The organism is Rhodopila sp. (assembly GCF_965277825.1).
Classification (GTDB): Bacteria; Pseudomonadota; Alphaproteobacteria; order Acetobacterales; family Acetobacteraceae; genus Rhodopila.
In genome coordinates this window covers 139,539-163,677 of record NZ_OZ255846.1, presented here as the reverse complement: position 1 = coordinate 163,677, position 24,139 = coordinate 139,539, and the positions used below count along the sequence as shown (strand labels likewise).

The following is a 24,139-nucleotide window of genomic DNA, read 5'->3' as shown; positions in this document are numbered from 1 at the left end:
CTTATGCGAGGTCAACGGGTCACCGGAAACACAGTTAGGTTGCCGGATGAAATTCTCTAACTTTCTGTTCCCCGATAGCATGTCGGCTGCCGACGACGGGCGGATCATCGACGAGACGCTTCAGGAAGCTCGGCTGACCGACGCGCTTGGGTTCGACACGATCTGGCTGGCGGAGCACCATTTCGACGGTATCGTCGCCTATGTCGATCCGGTCGCCTTCGCCGCCGCGCTGGCTGTCGCTACCAGCCGCGCCAGGATTGGTTTCGCGGTCGCACAGATGGCGCTGCATCACCCGATCCGGCTGGCGGAGCAGGTTGCGCTGATCGACCACATCAGCAAGGGCCGGCTGATCGTCGGGCTGGGCCGGGGTACTGCTTACAACATCTATGACTACCAAGGTTACGGCATCGACCATACCGAGGCGCAGGGCCGCTTCGAGGAAGCCGAGGCGGTGATGTTCGAGGCTTGGCAGGGGCGGCCTGTGCGGCACAACGGCCGGTTTTTTAACCTGAACCTGCCGGAGCTGAGGCCTTCGACCTTCACCAAACCGCATCCCTACGTGATCCGTGCCGCGGCGACGGAGCACGGCATGCTGGAGATCGCCCGGCGCGGCAATCCATTCATGATGAACGTGCAGAACAATGCCGTCACCGCGCAGCGAATGGAGCTGTATCGACAGACGTTGCGCGGGATCGGGTTGGATGAGGCGACGATAGCCGCCAAGCTGGATGAATGCTGGGTGTGGCGCAACGTGTTCGTCGCCGAGACCGACGCCGAGGCAGAACGGGTCGCGGTTCCGGCTTTCAAGGCGATGCACGAGCACCGCGTGGCGATGCGCAATCGTATATACGCGGAGCAGCAGGCGTCGATCCTGCCGATGCCGGCGCCGGGCAGCGCGCCTCCGGCGCACGCGGCGGTCGAGCACGCGCTGGTTTGTGGGTCGCCCGCGACCGTGGCCGAGAAACTGGCGCCTTTGAAGGCGACGGGGGTCGGCGGGTTGATCATGCAATTCCGTCTCGGGCCGATGAGCCATGAACAGACGGCGGCCAGCCTGACCTTGTTCAACGACAAGGTGATCCCCGCGCTGTGAACGAGGAAGACGGGACATCCCACTGGCAGCGCAACCTTTGGGTCTGCGTATTCGGGTCGTTCACCACCATCGTGGCGATGACGCTGCTGCTGCCGTTTCTGCCGTTGTATGTGCAGCAGCTTGGGGTCAGCGACCACGCCGCGATCGTGCAATGGTCGGGTGCGGCGTATGGTGCCACGTTCCTGACGGCGGCGCTGTTCGCGCCATTATGGGGCAGGCTGGGCGATCAATACGGCCGCAAACTGATGCTGATCAGGGCGAGCCTGGGCATGGCGGTGGCGATGTCGCTGATCGGCCTGTCGCAGAATGTCTATCAACTGGTCGGGCTGCGGCTGCTGGCGGGGCTGCTGGGCGGCTACTCCTCCGGTTCGACGGTGCTGGTGGCGACGCAGACGCCGCGCGCGCAGACCGCCTGGGCGCTGGGCATGATGTCGTCGGGGATAATGGCCGGCAACCTGGCGGGTCCGTTGATCGGCGGCTTTCTGCCACCGCTGATCGGCATCCGGATGACGTTCCTTGCAGCCGGCGCGATCATCTTCGTTGCATTCCTGGCGACGACTTTCCTGATCCGGGAGGAGCCACGGCCGCGGCGATCCAAACAGGCCTCGCGGCAGGGCGGTTGGGCGAGTGTTCCCGACAAGGGCCCCGTCGTGGCGATGTTGATCACCGGGATGCTGCTGATGCTGGCGAACATGTCGATCGAGCCGATCATCACGGTTTATGTGTCGCAGCTCGTTCGCGACCCGGCGCAGGTCACTATTGTAGCCGGCTTCGTGATGGCGGCGGCGGCCTTGGGCAGCATTCTTTCCGCGTCCCGGCTGGGAAAACTGGCTGATCGAATGGGCCACTGGGCGGTGATCATCGGCTGCCTGCTGGTGTGCGCGGCGTTGCTGATACCGCAGGCCTTCGTCACCGCCGGATGGCAGTTGATCGCGCTGCGCTTTCTGATGGGGCTTTCACTCGGTGGATTGCTGCCCTGCGTGGCGACGGTGATTCGCCACAATGTTCCCGAACAGAGCGCCGGAAGCGTGCTGGGGCTTTCGACATCCTCGCAGTATGTCGGGCAGGTGGCGGGTCCATTGGCAGGGGGCTTCGTCGGCGGGCATTTCGGCATGCGCGCGGTGTTTCTGGGGACTTCCGTGCTGATGGCAGCCGGGGCGTTGTATGGCTGGGTTTCGCGGCCTCGGCGCTAAACAGGTACGATCTGCACCTGGTTCGTGTTGTAGGTGGTTGCCCCGGAGGGCGCGGCGCGATCGGTGGTCAGGACATTGGCGGAGCCGTTCGAATCGACCCCGTCCACGCCAGGTGTGTACCAGGCTCCCTCTTTGATCGAGACCACGCCCGGCGCAATTCGATCCGTCACCTGGGCAGGCAGAACGGTCGCGCCGATGTCGTTGAACACTCGCACGCGCTGTCCATGCTTGATTCCCCTTGCTGCCGCGTCCTGGGGATGCATCCACACCGTATCGGGATCGACTCGGGCGAGGCCGGGTTGGTTGCCGTGGATACTATGGGTGCGAGCGCGGGACTTTGGTGTGCACAGGCTGAGAGGAAAGCGCTCGGTGTCGTCGTCGGAAGCAAACCAGGTTGGGATCGGCGGGATCAACCCGAGCCCGTAGGGATTGGGTTTGTCTGCCAGGACAGTCGAATAGATTTCGATCTTGCCTGATGGCGTCGCGAATTTGTGGTGGTCCGGATCGCGGATCTGTTTGGCGAAGGCCACCGCGTCAGGCGGCGCGGGAAATCTTGCCACGCCCTGTTCGGTGAAGCTGTCGAAGTCGCCCACCGCATCGGCGGTGAGTTCCTTTAGCCACTGGGTCTCGGATTTGTCGTTGTAGCCGTAGATGCCGAGGCGTCGCGACAGGTCATTGAAGATGTCGATGTCGTTGCGGCATTCATACATCGGTTCGATTGCCTGGCGCATGTAGATCGCGTAATGACCGGCGCCGGCCCAGGGGGTGTGAACGTCGTTACGTTCCCAGAAGGTGGTGGCCGGAAGCACGATGTCGGCGAGGCGTGCGGTCGGGGTCAGGAAGTGATCCTGGGCGACGATGAATTCCACGTTGTCGAGCGAGGCCGCCAGTTTTCCGGCATTCGGGCACTGGTTGAACAGGTCTCCGCCGGAGGAATAGATCAGCCGGATATCCGCCGGATAGCCGCCCGCCTTGCCCCGTGCCAGCAGGTCGGCGAGCAGCGGCGAGGCAACCTTCGCTTCGATCGGGTTCTTGCCCATCGGCAGGCTCTTGATTCCTGCCCGCCCGGTTGCACCATTGCTGACGCCGGAGCTGCCGCCGGGGACGCCGACATTGCCGGTGATCGCCGCCAGGGCGTAGGCGGCGCGGTGGAATTGTTCGCCGAAGCTGGTGCGCCCGGCGGCGTAGCCGGCCTGGATCGCGGCTGGCCTGGCGGAGGCAAATTCGACCGCCAGACGGCGAATCGTTTCGGCTGGAATACCGGTGATCGAAGCGGCCCATTCGGGGGTTTTCGGCTGACCGTCGTTCAGGCCGAGCAGATAGGATTTATAGGATGCACCAGGCGGGACGTTGCCTTCGTCTAGTCCGTAGACGTAACGGTCGCAGTAGGGCTGGTCATTCAGTTGCTCCGACACGATGACGTAGGCCATGGCGATCAAGGCGGCGGCGTCGGTCGAGGGGCGGATGAAGATGTGTTCGTCGGCAAGCTGTCTGCTGGTCATGGTAACGCGCGGGTCGACGCAGATAATTCGCGTGCCGTTCTGCTTCGCGTGTTTCAGATACTGCATGGTGCCGGTGCCGAAGGTTCCGTCGCCCGGGCTCCAGCCCCACATCAGGATCAGTTTGGAGTTGACGAAATCGGTCGGCTCGCGCCCGGCCGATTTGTAGTCTTTCTCGCCGTAGGTGATGCGGACGGCAAATACCTCGGCTTCGGCGGACATGTTGGACCAGAGATCGGTGCAGCCGCCGAACATGTACAGGAACCGCTGGGCGGCGACCCGTCCATGCAGCATCGATTGGCTGCCGGTGCGCGATGCGTCCAGGATCGCGGCGTTGCCGTATTTGGATCGTATTCGCAACATATGGTTCGCGACGGTATCGAGCGCTTCGCCCCAGTCTATTCGTTGGTATTGACCCGATCCGCGCGGACCGCTGCGGCGCATCGGGTATTTCAGCCGGTCGGGGTGATAGGTGCGCTCGATCTGGCCGACACCACGCGCGCACGCCGGCAATGGAGGGTGGTCGGGGTTCCAGCGTCTGGCGTCTGTCGAGATGTGTACGATACGCCCGTTGCTGACATGGGCGTTGACCACGCAACGACCGCCACAATTGTGGCCGCAAGTGCTGGTGACAATCGTTTCGCCGGTCTTGGCTTCGGCACGCGGGGCTTCGTATATCGTTCCGGTCATTGTATGGTTGCCTGCTGAATGACCCGCCAGACCCGTTCCGGCGTCGCGGGCATGTCGATATGGGTCACGCCGAGCGGCGACAAGGCGTGCAGTATGGCGTTGATGATGGTTTGTGGTGCGGCGATTGCTCCGGCCTGACCCGAACCTTTGACGCCCAGCGGATTGGCCTGGGTTGGGATGCCGGTCAGAGTAATATCAAGATCCGGCAAGTCGATGGCACGTGGCAACTGATAGTCCATGAACGACCCGCTGAGCATCTGCCCCGATTGCGGATCGTAGACCGTATGTTCCAGCAACGCCTGGCCGATGCCCTGAGCCAGGCCGCCTTGTACCTGGCCGATGGTCAGCAACGGATTGATCAGCGTGCCGTAATCGTCCACCGCGGTATAGCGATCCAGCACGACCATGCCGGTATCGGGATCGACTTCGACCTCGGCGATGTGGCAGCCGTTGGGGAAGGTGATGATATCAAGCAGGTTCCAGACATAGGTATCCAGCGAGGTATCGCGGGCGACAGACAGCAGATCGACGGAACGGTCCTCGACGGTGAAACGCCCAGCCGCGAAGACCACCTGATCGGGGCTGGCCTGCAGCAGTCTGGCCGCCACGGCCTTGCCCTTCTCGATGACCTCTTGCGCCGCCTTGAACAGCGCGGCACCGCCCATATGCATCGATCGGGCGCCCCCATGGCCGTTACCTTCGGGAATTTCCGCTGTGTCTGCCTGGATGTAACGGAACTGTTCGGGGTTAAGACCGAGCAGGTCGGCGGCGATCTGGGGGTATGATGTTTCGTGTCCCTGGCCGTTGCTCTGCGTGCCGACGAGGATCTTCACCGTGTCGTCTTTGCCGAAACGAAGTTCGGCGCCCTCATTCGGAGCACCGCGGGCGGTTTCCAGGAAGCAGGCGAGGCCGATGCCGCGAAGCCTGCCATGGCTTTCGCTGACGGCGCGGCGCCCGGCAAAACCCGCATGGTCGGCGAGCAACAGAACGTCGTCGATGTTGGCGGCGAAGCGGCCGCAGTCGACGACCGTGCCCAGCGCTTTCTGGTAAGGAAACGATCCGATCAGGTTGCGACGCCGCAAGTCGATCGGGTCGAAACCGCACTGGTTAGCCGCCTTGTCGATCAGGCGCTCGATCAGATAGTTCGCCTCGGGCTTGCCGGCGCCGCGATAGGCATCGATCGGCGCGGTGTTGGTGAACGCCGCGCGCACATCCATGTGGATCGCCGCGATGACGTAGCCGCCGCCCATCGCCGCCGCCGGTGCGTTGGTCGAACTGCCGGGACCACCGCCCGACATATAGGCGCCCAGGCCGGCGATGGTGCTGACCTCGAGGGCCAGAAAAAGGCCGTTTTCATCCAATGCCAGACGGCCGCGCGACAAGTTGTCGCGGCCTTGCGCGGTGGACACAAAGTCTTCGGCCCGATCTTCCACCCACTTCACCGAACGCCCCAGCTTGCGGGCGCACCACAGCAGCATCACCCATTCCGGATACAGGCAATTCTTGATCCCGAACCCACCGCCGACGTCAGGCGCCGAAACCCGGATTTGGTCACGGGGGCAACGAAATACGCTGTCGGCAAGCTGATCGCGGATGGCGTGCACGCTGGCGGCGGTCGCCAACAGATCATACCCGCCTCCCAGCCATCGCCCGATGGCCGCTCGGGTTTCGATCGGCGCGATCACCAGGCGGTTGTTGATGACCTCGATGTCCACGACGTGCGCGGCCGCGGCCATCGCTGCCTGCACCGCCGTCACATCGCCACGCTGGAAGCGATACGATTCATTGCCGCTGTCCCACAGTCGCGGTGCTGTCGGTGCCAAGGCGGCGGCTGCGTCGACGACACAGGGAAGCGGCGTGTAATCCACCTCCACAAGCTCCGCCGCGTCACGCGCGGCATGGATGGTTTCGGCGACAACGAACGCTATCGGGTCGCCGACATGTCGCACCCGCCCATCTGCCAACGCCGGACGTGGCGGCACGATCATCGGCGCTAGCGTCGCTACCTGGGTCGCGCACGGCAGCGGCCCGAGGTCGGCAATGTCCTGATAGGTGTAGATACCCAGGACACCGGGCATCGCCCGCGCCGTCGTCGTATCGATCCGATCGATCACCGCGTGGGCGTGCTGCGACCGGACAACAATGGCCCAGGCTTGTCCGGGGTCATTCACATCATCGACGAATACCCCACGGCCGATCAGCAAGCGCTGGTCTTCCAGCCGCCGCGAGGATTGGCCGATGAATGCCATCAAAGCCCGAGTTTGTCGGCAATGCCGTAGCCGTGTGCCAGATCGCGGATCTTGGCCCAGGTGGAATCCTCGATCGGCACGCCGTTCTTGCGGCGATCGCGCTCCTTGTTGAACTCGACTTCGCCCGGATAGAACACTTCGGTGAACCCTTGGGCCAGGGGTGTCGCTTTCAGATAGTGTGCAAACTCGGTCACTTCCTGTTTGAACATTGCCAGATCGCGGAACGCGGCCACGTTGAATACCGCGATGAAACAGCCGTCGTTGTGACGTCCGCTTGGTTCCACGCCGAACCCGAGACCGGTCAGCAACCCGGACATGATTTCGACGATCGCGGCCAGGCCGGTGCCCTTGTAACCCTCGGCGCCGCCAAGAGGCAGCAGGGCGCCGCCGGACTTCAGCACGCGCGGGTCGGTCGATGGTTTTCCTTCCGCATCGATCAGCCAGCCCGTCGGCACCTGCTCACCGCGGGCGGTCGCTACATTGATCTTGCCGGCGGCGGCGGCCGAGGTCGCCATATCGAACACGAACGGACCGTCCAGGTTGGACGGGATGGCGAAGGAGATCGGATTGGTGCCAAGGCGCGGCTTGGCGCCACCAAACGGGGCAACGGCCTTGGCGCTGCGGCCGGAATCGGCTGTGATCATCGCGATCATGCCTTCCTTGGCAGCCAGCAAAGGATAGCTGGCGAGGCGTCCGATATGGCTCTGGCGAAACACCGTCGCCGCCGCCACATTCTGCGTCTTCGCCTTTTCGATTGTATAGCGCATCGCTCGGTCGGTCACCGCGTAGCCAAAACCCCAGTTGCCATCTATCACGGTTGTGGTCGCCGTCTCTTGCGTGATTACCCATGGGGCTTGCGGAACGATGTGGCCGACCTTGATGCGGTCTATGTAGGTCGGGATCAGGATGATGCCGTGACTGTCATGGCCGACCAGGTTGGCGCCGATGTTGTAGCGGGCGATGACCTCGGCCTCTTGTTCCGACGCGCCGGCGGCGACGAGCAAGCCTCGGGCGACCTCGATCAGTTTTTCGGCGGGCACATTGGGCATGGACTTTCTCCGCGGATTGCTCCGACGCAGGCTAAACCAGGGGTCGTCGGATGGCCAGAACGGCAAAACCGGCTTAGCGTGCCGCGAGAGACGAACCAAGGGAGCGGATCATGGCGAGCAAGTCCAATGTTTACGCCGGCGTCGCGGGTTATGTCGGCCGAGCGGATCAGCAGGGAACGGTGGGGGTGTTCACGCGGGGGGCGGAGACCGGGCGGTGGGAGCACTCGCTGGCGGATCAGGAGACCTATACCGTCAACATCCACCCGACCGATCCGAACGTTGTTTTCGCCGGCACCGCCGACGGGGTGTACCGCAGCACGGATCGCGGCAAGACCTTCCAGCGGACGAATTTTCCGGACAAGGGCATCCAGATCTGGTCGTTCCTGGTGGACGCGAACGATCGCAAGCTGATCTACGCCGGCGGCTCTCCGATCAGCATGTATCGCAGCGAGGACACCGGCGAGACCTGGCGCAAGCTGCCCGATCCCGGCATGCCCGATCGCGCGGTGATGCCGTTCGCTTGCCGCGTCATGCGCATGGCGCAACATCCAGCAAAGCCCGGCACCATCTTCGCGGCACTCGAGGTGAATGGCGTGATGCGCACCACCGACGGCGGGGAAAGCTGGAGCGATTGCAGTTCAGACCTGATCCGGCTGGCGCAACAGCCGCATTTGAAGAGCAAGATCGTCAGCGACACTTACAACGAGGGCATGCTGGACGGTCACGCCATCGCCATCAGCCCGGCCGACCCTGACAAGGTGATCGTGGCGGTACGGATGGGCCTGTTCGAAACCGGCGATGGCGGAAAAACCTGGCAGGACATGGAGGTCGGGCGGTTCTCACCGACGACCTACGGGCGCGACATCAAGGTTTCGCCGCAAGACGGAAGCACGCTCTATGCGGCGCTCAGCGTGGCCGCGTCCAGCAAGGACGGAGCCATCTATCGCAGCACCGACAAGGGTTCGACGTAGAAACGTTTCGACAAGGTGCAGGTGCATGGGACCATCATGTCGGTGGCGGTGCATCATACCGATCCGGATCAAGTCTATATCGGCGCCCGCTATGACGGAGAGATTTTTGGCACCGAGAATGGCGGCGCGACGTGGGAGTCCCTGCCGTTGCCGTCGGGCGTGAAGGACATCTATTCGGTTGCCGTCGGGTAAGGTGCCGTGCGTTGGGGTAACCCGCGGCGTTAGCCCAACGCGTTCCACGCCAGTAACAGGACGTAACCGCTGATGGCGACGCCGGCATGGATCGCCATCACCGGTCCCTTGCGCTTCAGCCAGAACATGACCACGCCGGTGAGTAGCGCGCCGCCGCACAACCAGGCCGACAACGCACCGAACGATGCCACGCCGGTGGCGGCTCCCCTGGCCGGACCCCCAAGCAGCGACAGCAAGAACAGCGCGAGCCCCAGTGCTCCGACAACACCGTGGGCCACACCGGCGGCAAGCGGCGGTCCGCCCGCACCATCGATAGCGCGCAGATGCCAAAGCGCCAGCAGGGTTCCGGCGGCGACCGCCACGGTCAAGGTCCAGACGGCGACAGAAAGCAAGCCGATCTACACCACGCCCAGGCCGCGCAGACGTTCGACGTCTTCAGCGCTGTAACCCGCACCCAGCAGCACGGCCTCGTTGTGCTGCCCGACAGAAGGCGCTCGGGCCGGCGGGATTTTCTCGACGCCGTCGATATGGAACGGAGTCATCACGGTCAGCCCGTGGCCGTCGCCGAACGGCGCCAAGGCACCGGAATGACGCATCTGCGGATCGTCCAGCGCCTCATTCACGGTGGCGACGATCCCGAAGGTTATTCCGACGCCGTCCAGGATTGTCCGCCATTCCGCCAGATCGCGCCTGGAAAAAACTTCGTCCAGGATGATCACCAGTTCCCTGGCGTGCTGTTTGCGAGAAGCCGGCGTCGCGAAGCGGGGATCATCGGTCAATTCCTCTCGGCCAATCGCGCCGAGGAAGGAACGCAACTGACGCTGCTCATTGAACAGTGCCATGATGAACCATCGGCCGTCGCGCGAGCGGTAATGGTTCGCCAGGGCGTTCGGCGCGTCGTCACGGTGCGGACGCAACGCCACGTCTTCGCCGAACAACCGGGTCTGCACAGCACAGCCATTGGCCCACAATCCGTTCTGCAGAAGTGACGACCGCACGACGCCGCCGAGCCCGGTCTTCTCTCGCCGATACAGGGCCGAGACGATTGCCGCGTACAGTCCGGTCGCGCTGGGATGATCGCCCATCCCTGGCATCGAGCGGGACGGCACGGTGGCTTCATCGGCGCGAACCATGTCCATCAAGCCGGTGCGCGCCCAATACGCTGTCGAGTCGAATCCGGTCTTGGCTGCTTCCTCGCCGGCCTCGCCGTAGGCGGTGAACGACGCGTAGATCAGCCGCGGATTAAGCGGGGTCAGGTCGGCCGGGGCCATGCCAAGCCGATCGCGAACCGGCAGCGGAAAGTTGGTAATGAAAACATCCGCTGAAGCAACCAGGCGGCGCAGCACGGCCAGGCCCTCGGCGTGCTTCAGATCGAGTGCCAGGCTGCGCTTGTTGCGAGATGTCAACTGCCAGTAGTAGTCGACGGTCTTTCCGGGGATCGGCTGCGACGCGCGCCATGGGTCGCCGGCGCCGGGGGGTTCGATCTTGATCACCTCGGCGCCGAAGTCGGACAGCATCGTCGCCGCTGCCGGGCCGGCGATCCAGCTTGCGCAGTCGATGACTTTCAGCCCGGTAAACAGGCTTTCGGCCATGGGCGATTCCCTCAAAAGCGCTAGGGCGCCTGGTTGCTGAAGATGATGGTGCCGGAAGCGGCGAACATTCCACCGACGCCATGGCAAACCGAGATCTTCGCACCGGATACCTGCGCCGGCGCGACGCCGCGCATCTGGCGCACACTCTCTTGCAGCGCGTACATGCCGTACATGCCGGAGTGCATGTAGGACAACCCGCCGCCGTTGGTGTTCAACGGCAATGACCCACCCGGGGCGGTGTTGCGTCCGGCGATGAACCCCGCCGCCTCACCGCGCGGCAGGAAGCCGAGGTCCTCCAGTCCGTAGATCGGCAGATGCGCGAAGGCGTCGTAGATCATCAGGTGATCGACGTCCTTGTGGGTGATCCCGGCCTCCTTGAACGCGGTCGGGCCGGCAACGCGGAATGCGCGCGACGAGGTGAAATCCTCCATCTGGCTGACCAGCGGCGTTTCCGCGCTTTCCCCCGTGCCCAGAACATAAACTGGCTTGGTCGGGAAATCCTTCGCGCGCTCGGCCGAGGTCAGGATCAACGCGCCACCGCCATCGGTCACCAGGCAGCACATCAGAAGACGAAACGGATAGGCGATCATCCGACTGTTCAGCACGTCATCCGTGGTGATCGGGTTGCGAAACGTCGCCCGCGGGTTCTTCGAGGCCCATTCGCGCTGCACGACGGCGACCTGGGCGATCTGTTCCTCGGTCACGCCATAGGTCTTCATGTAGCGAAGCACCGGAATGGTGAACATGCTGGGCGGTCCCATCGGCCCGAATGGCTGCTCGAACTGTCCGTTCAGCGATTGTGGATGCACCGAACGCGGCGGATTGCCGATGCGCGACTTGCCGGATTCGCCGTGGGTGATCAGGATGGTCTTTGCCAGCCCGGATTCGATCGCCGCGGCGGCATGGCGGACATGGATCATGAAGCTGCACCCGCCCACCGCGGTGCCGTCGATCCAGGTCGGGGTAATGCCCAGATAGTGCGCCAGTTGCACCGGCGTTTCACCGGCGGTGGCGATGCCGTCGATATCCTTCGGCTTCAGGCCGCAATCGGCCATCGCGTTCATCGCGGCGTCGGCGTGCAGTCCGATCTGCGACAGATCGTTGATCACGCCCATCTTGGTGGTTTCGGCGGCGCCGACGACGGCTACGGTGTTGTGCGGCATCGGATCAGCCTTTCACCGAAGAGGTCGGGCGGAACAAGGGCAGCGTGATGGTATCGGTCTGCGGTTCGAACACCACCTCCACCGGCATATCCAGCACAAGCTTCTCGGGCGTTTGTTCACATTCGACGATGTTGGTCATCATCCTCGGTCCCTCGTCCAGTTCCACCACGGCGATCGCATAGGGCGGGGTGAAGCCCGGCACCGGGCGATGATGGATGACGTAGCTGTGCAGCTTTGCCTTGCCGCTGGCCTTGGTGATCGAGACTTTGCGTGACGCGCAAACCGGACAGAACGGCCGCGGCGGGAAGTACACCTTACTGCATTCATCGCAACGCTGCAGCAGCAACTGGTTCGCCTTGGTGCCGTCCCAGAAATGCTGGGTTTCGGGCGTCGGCTGCGGCAAAGCGCGTCCAGGTGTCGCCATTGTTCGTCGTCCTCCGATTGGTGGGTGAGACGTTAAGCCAGGCATTGCAGACCGGCAACCAGCGCCGCAAGCGGCTAGGTCCGCGCCACCCACGCCTTGGCGCGCGACGGCCGCGTCATCGCCTCCAGTTGCAGCAGTTCATTGGGTTGAGCTTCCGTCAGAAGTTTCTGATCCAATACGATGTTCGGCGCCTGAACGCTCCGCCAACGCGCGCTGAGCCACGCCGGCGACGCCTCGTTGCCAACGCGGGAAGCCGTGCGGTCAGCAGCGCGATGCTGTCGCGAACCAGACTTTCGCAACGCACGCGGTCGACCTCGATGCCCTCGACGCAGCGCGTGCGCAAGATTTATGCGGCGGACTTCTGGAGCAGAACACCGGCTCCGGTGTCGATCAGCTCAGCAGCACGGCCTTGCCGATCACCTGTCGATCAATCACCACCTGAAGCGCCTCGGCCGCCTGCTGCAGACGGAAGGTGTGGGAGATCCTCGGACGCAGCTTGCCTTGCCCAGCCAGGCCAATCAGCGCCTTCATATTGGCGATGGCAAGTTCGGGGTCGGCCTCGTTGAGGCCGCCGATCCGCACGCCGATGGCATCGATTCCCTTGATCAGCAGATAGTTGCTTTTGATATTGGTTGGGCCGCCGCCGAGAAAGCCCAGGATCAACAATCGGCCGCCCCATGCCAGGCAGCGCAGCGATTCCTCGGCGACCTTCTCGCCGATCGGATCATAGACGATGTCCACACCACGCCCGGCGGTCAGTTGCTTCACCTGCTCGACAAAGCCGGAGCGGTAGTCGATGGCCTGGTCGGCGCCTTCTTCCAGACACGCCGTGCGTTTCGCGTCGCTGCCTGCGGTGGCGATGACCTTGGCACCAAACGCCTTGGCGACCTGGATGGCGGCGATGCCGATGCCGCCCGCGGCGCCATGCACCAACACCCACTCGCCGGCTTTCAGTCGCCCGCGTTGCAATAGAGCGTGATAAGCCGTCGTGTAAGCACCGCGAAATACGCCGGCCTGCGCCAGGGCCAGGCCTGGCGGGATTTTATCGCACAGCGCTGCTTTCGCATTGGCCAGTTCCGCGAAGGCACCCAGCGTGTGGCGCGACATCACCGCGTCGCCAACCGCGAATTGGGTCACTCCCCGGCCGACCGCGACGATTTCGCCGGCGGCCTCACCGCCGGGTATGAACGGCGGTTCGGGGCGGAACTGGTATTTTCCGGCCAGCATCAAGACATCGACGTATTGCACGCCACGGGCTGCGATGCGGACCTGGATTTCGCCGGCGCCCGGCGCCTCCGGATCGGGAAGCTCATGCTGTGCCAGCACGTCGGGTCCACCAAACCGCTCGCAAACCATTGCTTTCACGAACCAATCTCCCTGGTTATCGTAACAGACAGTATCAGGCGCTGCCCTCGGTAGAAACCTTCCTCGCTTGGCCTGATTGTGGTCAAATCGCTTTGGAAGAACAGTCGCCGCATCCGCGGCATCCCAAGGACGGCGCGATTCTCATGTCCAATGCAGCCACGCTGATCGAAGCCGAGGGATCTAGCCACCCCGACGCCTCCGAGATTCTGCAGACCTTGCGCACAGCATCGATACTCCGCGACCTACCCAATCCGGTGCTGGATCGACTGGCCGCGATCAGCAAGGTCGTGAACGTGGCGGAGAATGACGAGATTTGCCGCCAGGGCGACGCAGCGGACGAGTTGATCATCGTGCTGGACGGACAGCTCGCGGGGTCCAGCACCGCCGCGAACGGCACCACCGCGGTGGTGGAGGTGATCCGCTCCGGCGAAACACTTGGCCTCGCCACCCTGCTGGCGCGTCTGCCAAGACTGCTAGGTGTGCGTGCCGTCACGCCGAGTCGCCTGTTGTTGATCAATGCGCATGGACTGCTGGCATTGGTGGAGCAGGAACCATCTTTGGTCACTGCTCTGTTGCGCGCCCAGGCCAACGAATTCCACGCGCTGGTGCGGCAGGTCTGCGATTTGAAGCTGCGGACGACGGCACAACGGCTGGGTTGCTACCTGTTGTCGCTCAACACTGAGCGCCAGGCCAACGCGACGTCGCTGCGGCTGCCGTTCGACAAGCGGCTGCTGGCAGCGCGCCTCGGCTGCCGGCAGGAGAACCTGTCACGGGCGTTCGCCGCGCTGAGAGGCTTCGGGGTGGAGACGCATGGTGCGCGCGTCATCCTGCACGACATCGCCAGTCTGAAGGCCTATTCGGAACCGGACGACGCCTTCGCGTAATCGTCGAACTTCGCCGGTGCCGGGGTGCGGCGCTCCGGGCGTCCATCGCCGCCGCGGCCAGGGCCTATGCCGCCGTGACCTCCGCCCACAGCCTGTCGGTTCCGACCCTGGGGCATGTGGCGGCCAAGCAGCCGGTTGCCATTCTCAGCCGCGACGGCGCGTCCGGCACCGTGACGCCAAAGCCGCCCGCCGTATCCGGCACCAGCGCGCGGTGCAGTCCGGCGTCCGCTACCGCAGCCCACTCTGCGGCGACCCTGATCGGCAGAGCGTTGCGTCGCCGCATCGCAGTAGGTCTGAAAACAGCCGGACGGCGGTGTCGCGCAGCACGTCGCCGTCATCGGAGGTTATTCGGATCGGAGCATCGCGGTCAGGTCTTTGCCATGGCGTGCTGCTTCCACAATTCCCACGGCCGATCGACAAGGGCATCGTTGGTCTTGGTGGCGGCGGCGGCTTCCTGGGCATTCAGGAAGGTTATGGGTCCCAGCTTCATCGCCTCGGCCTGCATCCGCGCGTTGACCTCGGTATACACCGCGCGGAACACGACATGGCGGATCGACTGCGCGGCGGCGACCGATCCATGCCCGCGCATCAACACGACCGAATGATCGCCCATCGTCGCTGCCAGCGCGTGGCCGAGCGAAGGATTGCGGATCAACATGTCGGTGGCGGGTCCGGCGGTGTCACGGATCTCGAACACCGGCACGCCGGTTCCCAGGAAACCGGCGATGTGATTCATTGGACGCAGCGGCACCGCAGTGTCGGCAAATGGGATCACCGCCGGAGAATGACTGTGCACGATGGCGATCACGTCGGGCCGCGCCTTGTACAGCTCGCCGTGGATGAACCGTTCAAGATACGAGGTACGGCCGCGCGGCTGAACCGGCACGCTGTCCAGATCGTATTCCATGATGTCGTCGCGGGTGACCAGGGCGGGCGCCATGCTGCGCGACAGCAGATAGCGGTTGAGGGCCTTGTCGTGCCGGACGCTGACATGGCCGAACCCGTCGACCACGCCCTGGTCGTAAAGGATGCGGTTGGCCGCGACCAGATCGTCGAGCAGCGCCGCATTCGGCGGCCCGGCCGAGGCCAGCGGTGCCTGCGCCCGAGCCGCGGGCTCGACGCCGGCGGCGACCGCCGCGGTGAGGAAACCGCGACGGCCGAGTGACCCAGGCCCGTGGCAGAAACAGAAGGACATTTCAGTTCCCTGGTTCGCCGCATCGTGCGGTGAACTGCCGGGACACTAGCCGCTGCCGCCATCAAGGCCAATAATACCGCCAGACAGTTCGTGACGGAGCATCGATGGGCACGCCGGAGCCAGACACGATCAGGGCCGCGGTCCATGCCCAACGTGATGCCATGCTGGCGCTGTTCGACCAGCTTCGGCAGGACGGGCTGGATGAACCGGGGGTGTCTCGTGATCCCTATGGCGACGGTGAGCAACGGGCGCACGTCACGGTCACCAAAGCAGCCCATGCGCTGGGACTGGAGATCGGCCGCGATGCCGCCGCCAATCTGTATATGACATTGCCCGGCCGCGACCGGAAAGCGGCGCCGCTGGTGATCGGCTCGCATCTGGATTCAGTGCCGCATGGCGGCAACTTCGATGGTGCCGCGGGCGTGCTGGCCGGGCTGGCGGCGGTGGCGGCGTTGCGCACGATGCGCCTGACGCCGGACTGCGACATCGTGGTGATGGGCATCCGGGCCGAGGAAAGCGTCTGGTTCCAAGTCTCCTATATCGGCAGCCGAGGCAGTCTTGGCACATTGCCGGACGGTGCCCTGAATGTCCGCCGGGTCGATACCGGCCGGACCCTGGGCGAACACATCGCCGACTGCGGCGGTAATCCCGACGCGTTGCGCGCCCGCGCGCGCCACTTCGATCCAGCGCACATCCGCGCCTATGTCGAGTTGCATATCGAACAGGCGCCAAGCCTGGTCGAGGCGCGGCGTCCGGTGGCGATCTGCACCGGAATCCCGGGCAATTTCCGCTATCCCGATGCCTGGATCGAGGGGCGTCACGACCATGTCGGCCTGCCTCGCCGCTTCCGCCATGACGCGGCGATGGCCGGGGCGGAGTTCGCCATGGCGCTCGACGCGGTTTGGGCCGAGCACGACGCGAGCGGCATTCCGATGGCCTGCACGTTTGGTCGCTTCCACACCGACCCGGCCGCGCACGGCATGACCATCGTGCCAGGCGCGTTTCATTTCAGCCTCGACGTTCGCGCCTATGGTCAGACCATCCTGGCCGGCCTGGAAGAGAAAGTCGGGCAGATCATTCAAGGCATCGAGCAGCGGCGCGCGGTTCGATTTCACCTGGGAACGGCGGCACGGGCCGCAGTCGGGCCGGTCGATCCGGCGGTCTTCGGCGGACTGGAGGCCGCCGCAAGCACGCAAGAGATCGACGTATTGCACATTGGCAGCCCGGCGTCGCACGATGCCGCCGCCTTCGGCGCGGCCGGGGTGCCGATGGGGATGATTTTCGTCCGCAACGAGAACGGCAGCCACAATCCGGACGAAGCAATGAATATCGAGGATTTTCTTGACGGTGCATGCGTCCTGATTCAGTGGGTCGTAACTGGCTTGACCGGTCGCGACCGATAAGTCCCGGAATTGTTCATGCCGCTTGCGGGTTCCACCGAAGCAGCCGACCAAACGTCCCGGCGAGTTGCTGGCGGACGCTCCGCTCGTTGGCTGGTGCCGGTGCTCTATGTTTTCAGCGGCGTTGCCTTCGTGTTTGACCTTTGTCGTGACAACACCCTGGCCTATGGGATCATCTATGCGCCGCTGATCGCCACCGCGGTGTTCCACAAGAGCCGTTTCAGCCTATGGATACTGACCTCCATCGCCTGCATGCTGGTCTTCGTAGGGGCATTCTTTCCGGTCGTCGAAGCCGACCTGCCGGACATGGTGGGCAACCGTGTCCTGTCGATCCTGGCGATCGCGGTCACCGCGTTCTTCGTGCATCATGCACGCGGCATCCAGGACCGCCTGGCAGCCGAAACGCGGCGTGCCGAAGCCGCCGAACGCATCAAGACCGACGTCCTCACCAACTTGAGCCAGGAGATCAGAATGCCGCTGCACAGCCTGCTTGGCGTGCTCAGCCTGACCATGGCTGCCAGCGAGCCGGATCAGCGCGAGGCGTTCGGGCAAGTCCGAAACGATGGCAGGCGGTTGTTGGCGACGATCGACAATCTGCTCGACCTGACGCAGATCGAAGAGCGCAAGCTGCTCCAGCAGACCATCGACATGGTCAAGATCGCCCGCGATGCCGCTGAAGACGCTCGCCCGGCGGCCGATGAACGACGGGTCAGCATCGCCCTGCACCCCGATCGTGATCCCGACAGGGCGTCGGCGATCGGCGATTCCTGGGCGATGCGGCGCATCCTCGACAACCTGTTGGCGAATGCGGTCCGACTGACCCCGCCCGGGGGTACCGTTTCGTTGTCGGTGGCGCGCAGCGCCGACACCGTGACCACGTCCGTCAGCGATACCGGCAACGGCCTGTCCTCCGAGGTGGCGCTGGATTTCGACGAAACGCGGACCGACGGCTACGCCTTGCCCGGGGCGGGGGCAACGGGGCTGGCGCTGAGCCGTCGCCTGGCTCGCGCGATGAACGGACGGATGACCGCCAGCAACCGGCCGGGCGCGGGTGCGACCGTCAGCTTGTCGCTGCCGGCGGCGGATCATCAGGTCGCGTAGGCGCGGCGATCGTTGCGTCACCGATCGCAGCACCGAAACGGCGCGGGAGGAACCATGAGCACACGTATCGGTATCGCCGGGATCACCGGTCGGATGGGCCAACTGCTGGCCGAGGAAGTGCCCGCCGCGGGTGCGACCCTGATCGGCGGGTTGGGCCGGGGTGGGACCGGGCGGTTCGCCGATCTGGCCGCCCTCGCCGCCGCGGCCGACACTGTCGTCGACTTCACCAATGCCGCCGCGGCCCGGAGCAACGCGCGGATCATGGTGGCGGCGGGCAAAGCCTGGATCCTCGGCACATCCGGCCTGTCCGCGGGTGACGAAGCCGTCGTCGAGCAAGCCGCTGCACGCATTCCGGTGGTCTATGCCGCGAACTTCTCGGCCGGCGTCAATCTGGTGCTGGCGCTTGCCGAACGGATGGGTGCGGCGTTGCCGAGCGAGGCCTACGATGCCGAGATTGTCGAGATGCATCACCGCCAGAAAGTCGACGCGCCGTCCGGCACCGCTGTCGGCTTGGGGCGCGCGGTCGCCAAGGGCCGCGGCGTGCGCCTGGACGACGTCATGTCAAGCGGCCGTGACGGCCACACCGGAGCGCGCAGGACCGGCACGATCGGGTTTGCCGCGCTGCGTGGCGGCCAGGTGGTCGGCGAGCACAGCCTGATCTTCGCCGCCGGCAGCGAGCACATCGTGCTGACCCATCGCGCCTTCGACCGGCGCACGTTTGCGACGGGAGCGATTCGCGCGGCGTTGTGGGCGGTGTCGCAACCGCCCGGGCTGTATTCCATGATGGACGTATTGGGCATGGGCCAACGCGTGGCCCAGCCACGCTCCGAGGAGCAACGATCCGGGCCAACTTGACCCTGATGGCGGATTCCGCCACACACCCGCCACCTTGGCCGGCCACTCTGGCATCCTGCGAACGCCGCCGTTTGGCAGGCCGCAACCTATAGCGAGGCGAGAGTTCACGCATGCGGGACACGGGCGAGTATCTGTTTACCTCGGAGTCGGTGTCCGAGGGCCATCCCGACAAGGTCGCCGACAGGATCAGCGACACCGTCCTGGACGCGTTTCTGGCAGCCGATCCCTACTCGCGGGTTGCCTGCGAGACGCTGGTCACCACAAACCGCGTCATCCTGGCCGGCGAAACCCGCGGTCCGGAGACGGTAACGCCGGAATTGCTGACCCACCTGACCCGCATGGCGATCCGCGACATCGGCTACGAGCAGGACGGGTTCCACTGGGCGACCGCGGGTGTCGCGGTGCACTTGCACTCGCAATCCTCCGACATCGCCCAGGGCGTCGACAGCGCCGGCAACAAGGACGAGGGCGCCGGCGACCAGGGCATCATGTTCGGTTATGCCTGCCGCGAAACCGCGACGTTGATGCCCGCGCCGCTGTATTATTCGCACGAGATCCTGCGCACCATGCGCGATCTGCGGAAGGCCGGCGATCTTGCGGCGAAGGGCCTGTTGCCGGATGCCAAGAGCCAGGTCACGCTGCGCTATGTCGATGGCAAGCCGGTCGGCGCCACTTCGGTGGTGGTGTCGACGCAGCATGAAGACGGGCTTGAGCAGGCCGAGATCAAGCGAATGCTGTGGCCGCTGGTGGAAGGCATACTGCCGAAGGGGTGGATGTGTTCCGAGGAAGAATTCCACGTCAACCCGACCGGCAATTTCGTGATCGGCGGTCCGGACGGAGATTGTGGCCTGACCGGTCGGAAGATCATCGTCGATACCTACGGTGGCGCCTCGCCTCACGGCGGCGGCGCGTTCAGCGGCAAGGACCCGACAAAGGTCGATCGGTCGGCGGCCTACGCATGCCGCTATCTGGCGAAGAACGTTGTCGCGGCGGACCTTGCTGATCGTTGCACCTTGCAGATCAGCTACGCGATCGGCGTTGCGCGTCCGCTGTCAGTCTATGTCGACCTGCAGGGCACCGGCCGGGACGTCGATGAAATCCGCCTGGAAAAGACGCTGCGCGACCTGATGAACCTGTCGCCGCGCGGTATCCGCGAGCATTTGCATCTGAACCGTCCGATCTATGTTCCGACCTCGGCCTATGGGCATTTCGGGCGCGAACCGGACGAGGCGAGGGGCACCTTCACGTGGGAAAAGACCGATCTGGTGCCGGCGCTGAAGGCAGCGTTGGGGCGGTAAAGCCGCCGCCGGATCGCTTATACGGAAGGGCGCGCGGTCACACGCTTCGCCGTCGGCAGCAATACCTGCTGGATGTGACTCTGCCTCGGCTGGCATTGACCGGAACGCTGCCGGCGGGTCCGCTGTGGCTGGAGGTTGGCTTCGGTGGTGGGGAGCACGCGCTGGCGCAGGTCCGCGCGCATCCCGAGGCGACGCTGATCGCCTGCGAGGTTTTCCAGAACGGCATCTGCTCGTTGCTGTCGGCGCTGGTCCCGGAAGGCGGCGAAGCCGAGGCCCCGCTGCCGCCCAATCTGCTGCTATGGACCGAGGACGCGCGGGTGTTGCTGCGCAGCCTGCCGGATCGTTGTCTGGACCGGCTGTTCCTGCTGTTTCCCGATCCTTGGCCGAAGGCCAGGCATGTCAAGCGCCGTTTCGTGCATCCGGCGGTGCTGCCGCTGCTGGCGCGGGTGCTGAAACCGAACGCGGAATGGCGGGTGGCGAGCGATGATCCCACCTATCAGACCTGGCTGGGCGAGGTCATGGCAGCGCAGACGCTGTTCGCGAGGGCGACACCGGCGACGACACGACCGGCGGCCTGGCCGCCGACCCGATATGAGGCGAAGGCGATGCGGGCCGGTCGCCAGCCGCTGTATTGGTCGTTTCGGCGGCTCGGCGGGTCATCGTTTGAGGTCGAGCGGTAGGGAGTCATTCGCCGATGTTCGCTCGACCCTGCCCTTGATCCGGCGGAACGACGTGGTTATACCGCCTGCCTCACCGGTCGGGGCCGTAGCTCAGTTGGGAGAGCGCCTGAATGGCATTCAGGAGGTCAGGGGTTCGATTCCCCTCGGCTCCACCATGGTTCAGGCAACACGGTCCGGCGCGGGCGATCGCTGCGCAGAACCTCATCGCTCAGGCCTCATCGCTGGGATTCGTTGACCGCGATCTGGTGGTGCTTGTCGCCCAGGCCGCCTGCGATAGCTTCCGGCGCTGAGACCGGTAGCCACAGTACTGCCTGGGTTCCCACGCCCGGCGTGCTGAGCAGCCGAACATGGCCACCCGACTGACGAGCGAAACCATAAATCTGCGACAACCCGAGGCCGCTGCCTTTGCCCACTTCCTTGGTGGTGAAAAACGGCTCGAAAACGCGTGTCATGACCTCTGGAGTCATGCCGAAACCGGTGTCGCGCACCGAAAGGCTGACGAACCGGCCGGGAGCGGCATCGTCGTTGCCGGCCAGGTCAGCCGGTGCCAATTCCGCAACGTCGGTGGTGACGGACAGGGCACCGCCTTCAGGCATCGCGTCGCAGGCATTGATCACCAGGTTCAGCACAGCTGATTGAAAATGCGCTGGATCGGCGTGGCACAACGGCAGATCCGCCGCGAGCACCATCTCGAACTGCACCCTCGCGACAACCGTTCGCAGCAGTATCGGTTCGAACTCCCGCAGCAGCGCGTTGATATCGACCGATCTCGCTTCCAGGGTCTGGCGCCGGGCGAAGGTCAGTAGACTGCCGGTCAATTGCGAGCCTCTTGTGGCGGCCTGCTCCGCCGCGTCGGCGTATTTGACGATCCTGGGATTGTCCGCACCGAGCCGTCGGATCATATGCATGTTGCCGATCATCACCTGCAGCAGATTGTTGAAATCATGCGCTATTCCGCCGGTAAGATGACCGATCGCTTCCATCTTCTGCGCCTGGTGCAGGGTTGCTTCGGCGGTCCGGCGCTGGGCGATTTCCTGCAGCAGCCGTTGGTTGATCTCGGTCAATTTGCGCTGTTCGTGGCTCAGCGCGATGCGCAGGCGGATACGCTCGCCAAACTTGCGATGCGCGGCCAGGCTGATGCCGGACAACGCCGCGGCGAACAGCACAATCATCAGCGCCGAGACCCGCCACGCGGCGCCCTCGGCGAAGAAGCTCGCCGCCAGCGGCAGGCTGGCAGGCACGACGAAGGCCAGGACGGTGGGTAGATGGCCAGCGTTGACCGCGACGGCACCGGAGCACATGCCGCCGATCACCAGGGCCAGGAAAAGCTGGTGCGATCCCTCGGCGGGGAACATCGCCGTCGCGCAGAACCCCCACAGCACGCCTGTCAGCAGCGACCCGAGGACGCTGAATGCCGCCCACCGAACCGGCGCCATTGCCTCGGAGCGAAGCCCGAGGAAGGTTCGGCCGCGGATCCAGCGCAGCGCGGAGACGGCGACGACCGACGCCACCCAGGCGAGTGTCAGCCGGGTGCCATCGAGCGGTGCGAGGACAAACCCGGTCAGGATCGAATTGACGACGGTGACGGACAGCGTGACCGGTGCATGCTCGAACACCGATCGCAATCTCTCATACTCGACCAGCCCCGCATCCTGTTCCGTCAGCATCGGCACCACCCGCCCGCGACTGGATGGGTTAGGAACCGCCGCCAACCCGCTGCGCAAGCAGGAACAGCGGACTGCATATCACAGTCTTGTGTTGTTCGTGGGGGGTCGCGGACGGGTTTGCTGATCAGCCGCCCGCAAACTTCGCCAACAGCCGCACATGTGAGCGGATGCCATGATGGAAACAGGCCTCCTCGAATTTCTCGTTCGGGCTGTGCACCTGGTCGTCGTCCAGCCCGAAGCCCATCAGCAAGGAGTCCACCCCGAGGATCGAGCGCAGCGACGTCACCACCGGGATCGACCCGCCGCTGCCCATCAGCAGTGCCGGCTTGCCGTATTCGTCGCCCAGGGCATCCAGGGCGGCTCGGACGTAGGGGCTGTCCACGTTCACCTCGATCCCCGGGGCGCGGGAAAAATCGGCGAAGCTGGCTGTCGCATCGGGTGGCAACCGATCGGTGACGAAGCGCTTGAACTGCGCCATCACCTCGTCGGGGTCCTGGTTCGGCACCAGACGGAACGATACTTTCGCCGACGCTTCCGAGGCGATCACCGTCTTGCTGCCGGCCCCGGTGTAGCCGCCCCAGATGCCGTTGATGTCCGCGGTCGGGCGTGCCCAAAGCCGCTCCAGCGGCGCGTAGCCGCGCTCCCCCGCCGGCGTCGTCAGGCCGATGCCGCCGAGGAACGCTGCCTCGTCGAAGCCCAGCGCGTCCCACTGCGCCCGCTGCGAGTTACTCACCGGCGCGACCTTGTCGTAGAAACCCGGAAGCTGGATGCGGCCATTCTCGTCCTGCAGATCGCCGAGTATCCTGGTCAGCGCATTGATCGGGTTCAGCGCGGAGCCTCCGTACAAGCCTGAGTGCAGGTCGCGCTTCGCCGCTTTCAGCGTCACCTCGGCATAGGTCATTCCGCGCAGCCGCGTGGTGATGGCCGGTGTATCAACATCCCACATCCCGGTGTCGCTGATCAGCGCGAGATCGGCGGCCAGATCCGCCTTGTGATCCCGCAGGAAAGGCTCGAGGTTGATTGAGCCAACTTCTTCCTCGCCCTCGATCAGCACGGTGATGCGCGCCGGGATGCCGCCGCCGGCGGCGTGCCACGCGCGCAGCGCTTCCAGGAACATCAAGGTCTGACCTTTGTCGTCGACCGCGCCACGAGCGACGAAGCGCTTGCCGCGCGGGCCGTGGACGTATTGCGGATCGAACGGATCGCTGTGCCACAGCGAAACCGGATCGACCGGCTGCACGTCGTAGTGCCCGTAGAACAGGATGTGCGGACCCTTGTAGTCGGCCGCGCCCGCGACGTGGGCAACGACAACCGGGTGGCCGGCGGTCGGCCGCACCGAGGCCTCGAATCCCAGCCCCGTCAACTGGCCGCGCCACCATTCCGCCGCCTTGACGCAGTCCGCCGCGTGCGCCGGTTGGGCGCTGATCGATTTGATGCGCAACAGATCGAACAGGTTGGCGCGCGATGCGGGCAGGCTGGCATCGACATGGTTCAGCACGGCGGCGAGGGTCGATTGGCTTGGAGCCGGCATGAACATCTCCGCATTGCAAAGTTCTACCACTAACCGATCCGGGTCCACCCA

General features: G+C 64.7%; 21 protein-coding genes and 1 tRNA gene. 11 read left to right on the top strand and 11 right to left on the bottom strand.

Annotated features, from left to right (window positions below):
• The first annotated feature begins 46 nt into the window (after nt 1–46).
• Both ACQY4T_RS01300 and ACQY4T_RS01295 read left to right on the top strand, forming a co-directional pair.
• Entirely contained in the window at nt 47–1,090 is a 1,044-nt protein-coding gene (locus tag ACQY4T_RS01300) for an LLM class flavin-dependent oxidoreductase (protein WP_428536549.1), read from the top strand.
• Nucleotides 1,087–2,283 (top strand): MFS transporter, encoded by a 1,197-nt coding sequence (locus ACQY4T_RS01295; RefSeq protein ID WP_428536547.1) that lies wholly within the window; start codon nt 1,087–1,089, stop codon nt 2,281–2,283. The genes ACQY4T_RS01300 and ACQY4T_RS01295 overlap by 4 nt, the downstream gene beginning before the upstream one ends.
• On the opposite strand, the gene ACQY4T_RS01290 is transcribed toward ACQY4T_RS01295, so the two are convergent.
• Genes ACQY4T_RS01290 through ACQY4T_RS01280 form a run of 3 tightly spaced genes read right to left on the bottom strand, consistent with a single transcriptional unit; the run spans nt 2,280 to nt 7,770 of the window.
• Entirely contained in the window at nt 2,280–4,472 is a 2,193-nt protein-coding gene (locus ACQY4T_RS01290) for a molybdopterin-containing oxidoreductase family protein (RefSeq protein WP_428536545.1), read from the bottom strand. The genes ACQY4T_RS01295 and ACQY4T_RS01290 overlap by 4 nt on opposite strands.
• Nucleotides 4,469–6,721 (bottom strand): xanthine dehydrogenase family protein molybdopterin-binding subunit, encoded by a 2,253-nt coding sequence (locus ACQY4T_RS01285; RefSeq protein ID WP_428536543.1) that lies wholly within the window; start codon nt 6,719–6,721, stop codon nt 4,469–4,471. Before ACQY4T_RS01285 ends, ACQY4T_RS01290 begins: the two co-directional genes overlap by 4 nt.
• Nucleotides 6,721–7,770, bottom strand: a complete 1,050-nt coding sequence (locus ACQY4T_RS01280) for an Ldh family oxidoreductase (RefSeq protein WP_428536541.1) — start codon at nt 7,768–7,770, stop codon at nt 6,721–6,723. The genes ACQY4T_RS01285 and ACQY4T_RS01280 overlap by 1 nt, the downstream gene beginning before the upstream one ends.
• 110 nt (nt 7,771–7,880) lie before the next feature.
• Here ACQY4T_RS01280 and ACQY4T_RS01275 point away from each other — a divergent pair, with 110 nt between their 5' ends.
• Nucleotides 7,881–8,741 (top strand): WD40/YVTN/BNR-like repeat-containing protein, encoded by an 861-nt coding sequence (locus tag ACQY4T_RS01275; protein ID WP_428536539.1) that lies wholly within the window; start codon nt 7,881–7,883, stop codon nt 8,739–8,741.
• Between the two features lie 21 nt (nt 8,742–8,762).
• Nucleotides 8,763–8,933 (top strand): hypothetical protein, encoded by a 171-nt coding sequence (locus ACQY4T_RS01270; protein WP_428536537.1) that lies wholly within the window; start codon nt 8,763–8,765, stop codon nt 8,931–8,933.
• A 29-nt stretch (nt 8,934–8,962) separates the two neighbouring features.
• Here ACQY4T_RS01270 and ACQY4T_RS01265 read toward each other — a convergent pair whose 3' ends face one another.
• The 5 genes from ACQY4T_RS01265 to ACQY4T_RS01245 all read right to left on the bottom strand — a co-directional run bounded on the left by ACQY4T_RS01265 (nt 8,963) and on the right by ACQY4T_RS01245 (nt 13,468).
• Nucleotides 8,963–9,325 carry a hypothetical protein gene (locus ACQY4T_RS01265; RefSeq protein WP_428536535.1) on the bottom strand — a complete coding sequence of 121 codons (363 nt, stop codon included), beginning with the start codon at nt 9,323–9,325 and terminating at the stop codon, nt 8,963–8,965.
• A 6-nt stretch (nt 9,326–9,331) separates the two neighbouring features.
• Complete coding sequence (locus tag ACQY4T_RS01260; protein ID WP_428536533.1) at nt 9,332–10,525, bottom strand: CaiB/BaiF CoA transferase family protein; 1,194 nt, start codon at nt 10,523–10,525, stop codon at nt 9,332–9,334.
• Nucleotides 10,526–10,545: 20 nt separating this feature from the next.
• The gene (locus ACQY4T_RS01255; RefSeq protein ID WP_428536531.1) at nt 10,546–11,688 is read right to left on the bottom strand and encodes a thiolase C-terminal domain-containing protein; all 1,143 of its coding nucleotides are present in this window, start codon (nt 11,686–11,688) and stop codon (nt 10,546–10,548) included.
• Between the two features lie 4 nt (nt 11,689–11,692).
• Nucleotides 11,693–12,112 carry a Zn-ribbon domain-containing OB-fold protein gene (locus tag ACQY4T_RS01250; RefSeq protein WP_428536529.1) on the bottom strand — a complete coding sequence of 140 codons (420 nt, stop codon included), beginning with the start codon at nt 12,110–12,112 and terminating at the stop codon, nt 11,693–11,695.
• 390 nt (nt 12,113–12,502) lie between these two features.
• Nucleotides 12,503–13,468 carry an NADPH:quinone oxidoreductase family protein gene (locus tag ACQY4T_RS01245; RefSeq protein ID WP_428542639.1) on the bottom strand — a complete coding sequence of 322 codons (966 nt, stop codon included), beginning with the start codon at nt 13,466–13,468 and terminating at the stop codon, nt 12,503–12,505.
• Nucleotides 13,469–13,620: 152 nt separating this feature from the next.
• Here ACQY4T_RS01245 and ACQY4T_RS01240 point away from each other — a divergent pair, with 152 nt between their 5' ends.
• On the top strand, nt 13,621–14,361 hold the full coding sequence (locus ACQY4T_RS01240) for a cyclic nucleotide-binding domain-containing protein (RefSeq protein ID WP_428536527.1): 741 nt from the start codon (nt 13,621–13,623) through the stop codon (nt 14,359–14,361).
• A 367-nt stretch (nt 14,362–14,728) separates the two neighbouring features.
• Here ACQY4T_RS01240 and ACQY4T_RS01235 read toward each other — a convergent pair whose 3' ends face one another.
• On the bottom strand, nt 14,729–15,556 hold the full coding sequence (locus tag ACQY4T_RS01235; protein ID WP_428536525.1) for a class II aldolase/adducin family protein: 828 nt from the start codon (nt 15,554–15,556) through the stop codon (nt 14,729–14,731).
• Between the two features lie 104 nt (nt 15,557–15,660).
• On the opposite strand from ACQY4T_RS01235, the gene ACQY4T_RS01230 reads away from it, so the two are divergent.
• The 6 genes from ACQY4T_RS01230 to ACQY4T_RS01205 all read left to right on the top strand — a co-directional run bounded on the left by ACQY4T_RS01230 (nt 15,661) and on the right by ACQY4T_RS01205 (nt 21,045).
• A complete protein-coding gene (locus ACQY4T_RS01230) occupies nt 15,661–16,959 on the top strand; it encodes a hydantoinase/carbamoylase family amidase (RefSeq protein WP_428536523.1) in 1,299 nt (432 codons plus the stop codon).
• A 15-nt stretch (nt 16,960–16,974) separates the two neighbouring features.
• Entirely contained in the window at nt 16,975–18,057 is a 1,083-nt protein-coding gene (locus tag ACQY4T_RS01225; RefSeq protein WP_428536521.1) for a sensor histidine kinase, read from the top strand.
• Between the two features lie 54 nt (nt 18,058–18,111).
• Nucleotides 18,112–18,912, top strand: a complete 801-nt coding sequence (dapB, locus tag ACQY4T_RS01220; RefSeq protein WP_428536519.1) for a 4-hydroxy-tetrahydrodipicolinate reductase — start codon at nt 18,112–18,114, stop codon at nt 18,910–18,912.
• Between the two features lie 110 nt (nt 18,913–19,022).
• Nucleotides 19,023–20,210 (top strand): methionine adenosyltransferase, encoded by a 1,188-nt coding sequence (gene metK / locus ACQY4T_RS01215; protein WP_428536517.1) that lies wholly within the window; start codon nt 19,023–19,025, stop codon nt 20,208–20,210.
• Complete coding sequence (gene trmB / locus ACQY4T_RS01210) at nt 20,159–20,890, top strand: tRNA (guanine(46)-N(7))-methyltransferase TrmB (RefSeq protein WP_428536515.1); 732 nt, start codon at nt 20,159–20,161, stop codon at nt 20,888–20,890. The genes metK and trmB overlap by 52 nt, the downstream gene beginning before the upstream one ends.
• 79 nt (nt 20,891–20,969) lie before the next feature.
• Nucleotides 20,970–21,045: transfer RNA gene (locus tag ACQY4T_RS01205), tRNA-Ala, on the top strand.
• Between the two features lie 60 nt (nt 21,046–21,105).
• Here ACQY4T_RS01205 and ACQY4T_RS01200 read toward each other — a convergent pair.
• Together ACQY4T_RS01200 and ACQY4T_RS01195 are read right to left on the bottom strand one after the other, a co-directional pair.
• Entirely contained in the window at nt 21,106–22,557 is a 1,452-nt protein-coding gene (locus tag ACQY4T_RS01200) for an ATP-binding protein (RefSeq protein WP_428536513.1), read from the bottom strand.
• A gap of 124 nt (nt 22,558–22,681) precedes the next feature.
• The gene (locus ACQY4T_RS01195) at nt 22,682–24,088 is read right to left on the bottom strand and encodes a dipeptidase (RefSeq protein ID WP_428536511.1); all 1,407 of its coding nucleotides are present in this window, start codon (nt 24,086–24,088) and stop codon (nt 22,682–22,684) included.
• Nucleotides 24,089–24,139 lie beyond the last annotated feature (51 nt).

Excerpts from the sequence above, each read along its gene's own strand:
- ACQY4T_RS01280 (WP_428536541.1), bottom strand. The coding sequence starts at position 7,770 with ATGCCCAATGTGCCCGCCGAAAAACTGATCGAGGTCGCCCGAGGCTTG.
- metK (WP_428536517.1), top strand. The coding sequence starts at position 19,023 with ATGCGGGACACGGGCGAGTATCTGTTTACCTCGGAGTCGGTGTCCGAG.
- ACQY4T_RS01245 (WP_428542639.1), bottom strand. The coding sequence starts at position 13,468 with ATGGTTTGCGAGCGGTTTGGTGGACCCGACGTGCTGGCACAGCATGAG.
- ACQY4T_RS01250 (WP_428536529.1), bottom strand. The coding sequence starts at position 12,112 with ATGGCGACACCTGGACGCGCTTTGCCGCAGCCGACGCCCGAAACCCAG.
- ACQY4T_RS01240 (WP_428536527.1), top strand. The coding sequence starts at position 13,621 with ATGTCCAATGCAGCCACGCTGATCGAAGCCGAGGGATCTAGCCACCCC.
- ACQY4T_RS01275 (WP_428536539.1), top strand. The coding sequence starts at position 7,881 with ATGGCGAGCAAGTCCAATGTTTACGCCGGCGTCGCGGGTTATGTCGGC.
- ACQY4T_RS01200 (WP_428536513.1), bottom strand. The coding sequence starts at position 22,557 with ATGCTGACGGAACAGGATGCGGGGCTGGTCGAGTATGAGAGATTGCGA.
- ACQY4T_RS01195 (WP_428536511.1), bottom strand. The coding sequence starts at position 24,088 with ATGCCGGCTCCAAGCCAATCGACCCTCGCCGCCGTGCTGAACCATGTC.
- ACQY4T_RS01300 (WP_428536549.1), top strand. The coding sequence starts at position 47 with ATGAAATTCTCTAACTTTCTGTTCCCCGATAGCATGTCGGCTGCCGAC.
- ACQY4T_RS01230 (WP_428536523.1), top strand. The coding sequence starts at position 15,661 with ATGGGCACGCCGGAGCCAGACACGATCAGGGCCGCGGTCCATGCCCAA.
- ACQY4T_RS01285 (WP_428536543.1), bottom strand. The coding sequence starts at position 6,721 with ATGGCATTCATCGGCCAATCCTCGCGGCGGCTGGAAGACCAGCGCTTG.
- ACQY4T_RS01290 (WP_428536545.1), bottom strand. The coding sequence starts at position 4,472 with ATGACCGGAACGATATACGAAGCCCCGCGTGCCGAAGCCAAGACCGGC.
- ACQY4T_RS01260 (WP_428536533.1), bottom strand. The coding sequence starts at position 10,525 with ATGGCCGAAAGCCTGTTTACCGGGCTGAAAGTCATCGACTGCGCAAGC.
- ACQY4T_RS01235 (WP_428536525.1), bottom strand. The coding sequence starts at position 15,556 with ATGTCCTTCTGTTTCTGCCACGGGCCTGGGTCACTCGGCCGTCGCGGT.
- ACQY4T_RS01255 (WP_428536531.1), bottom strand. The coding sequence starts at position 11,688 with ATGCCGCACAACACCGTAGCCGTCGTCGGCGCCGCCGAAACCACCAAG.
- dapB (WP_428536519.1), top strand. The coding sequence starts at position 18,112 with ATGAGCACACGTATCGGTATCGCCGGGATCACCGGTCGGATGGGCCAA.
- ACQY4T_RS01225 (WP_428536521.1), top strand. The coding sequence starts at position 16,975 with ATGCCGCTTGCGGGTTCCACCGAAGCAGCCGACCAAACGTCCCGGCGA.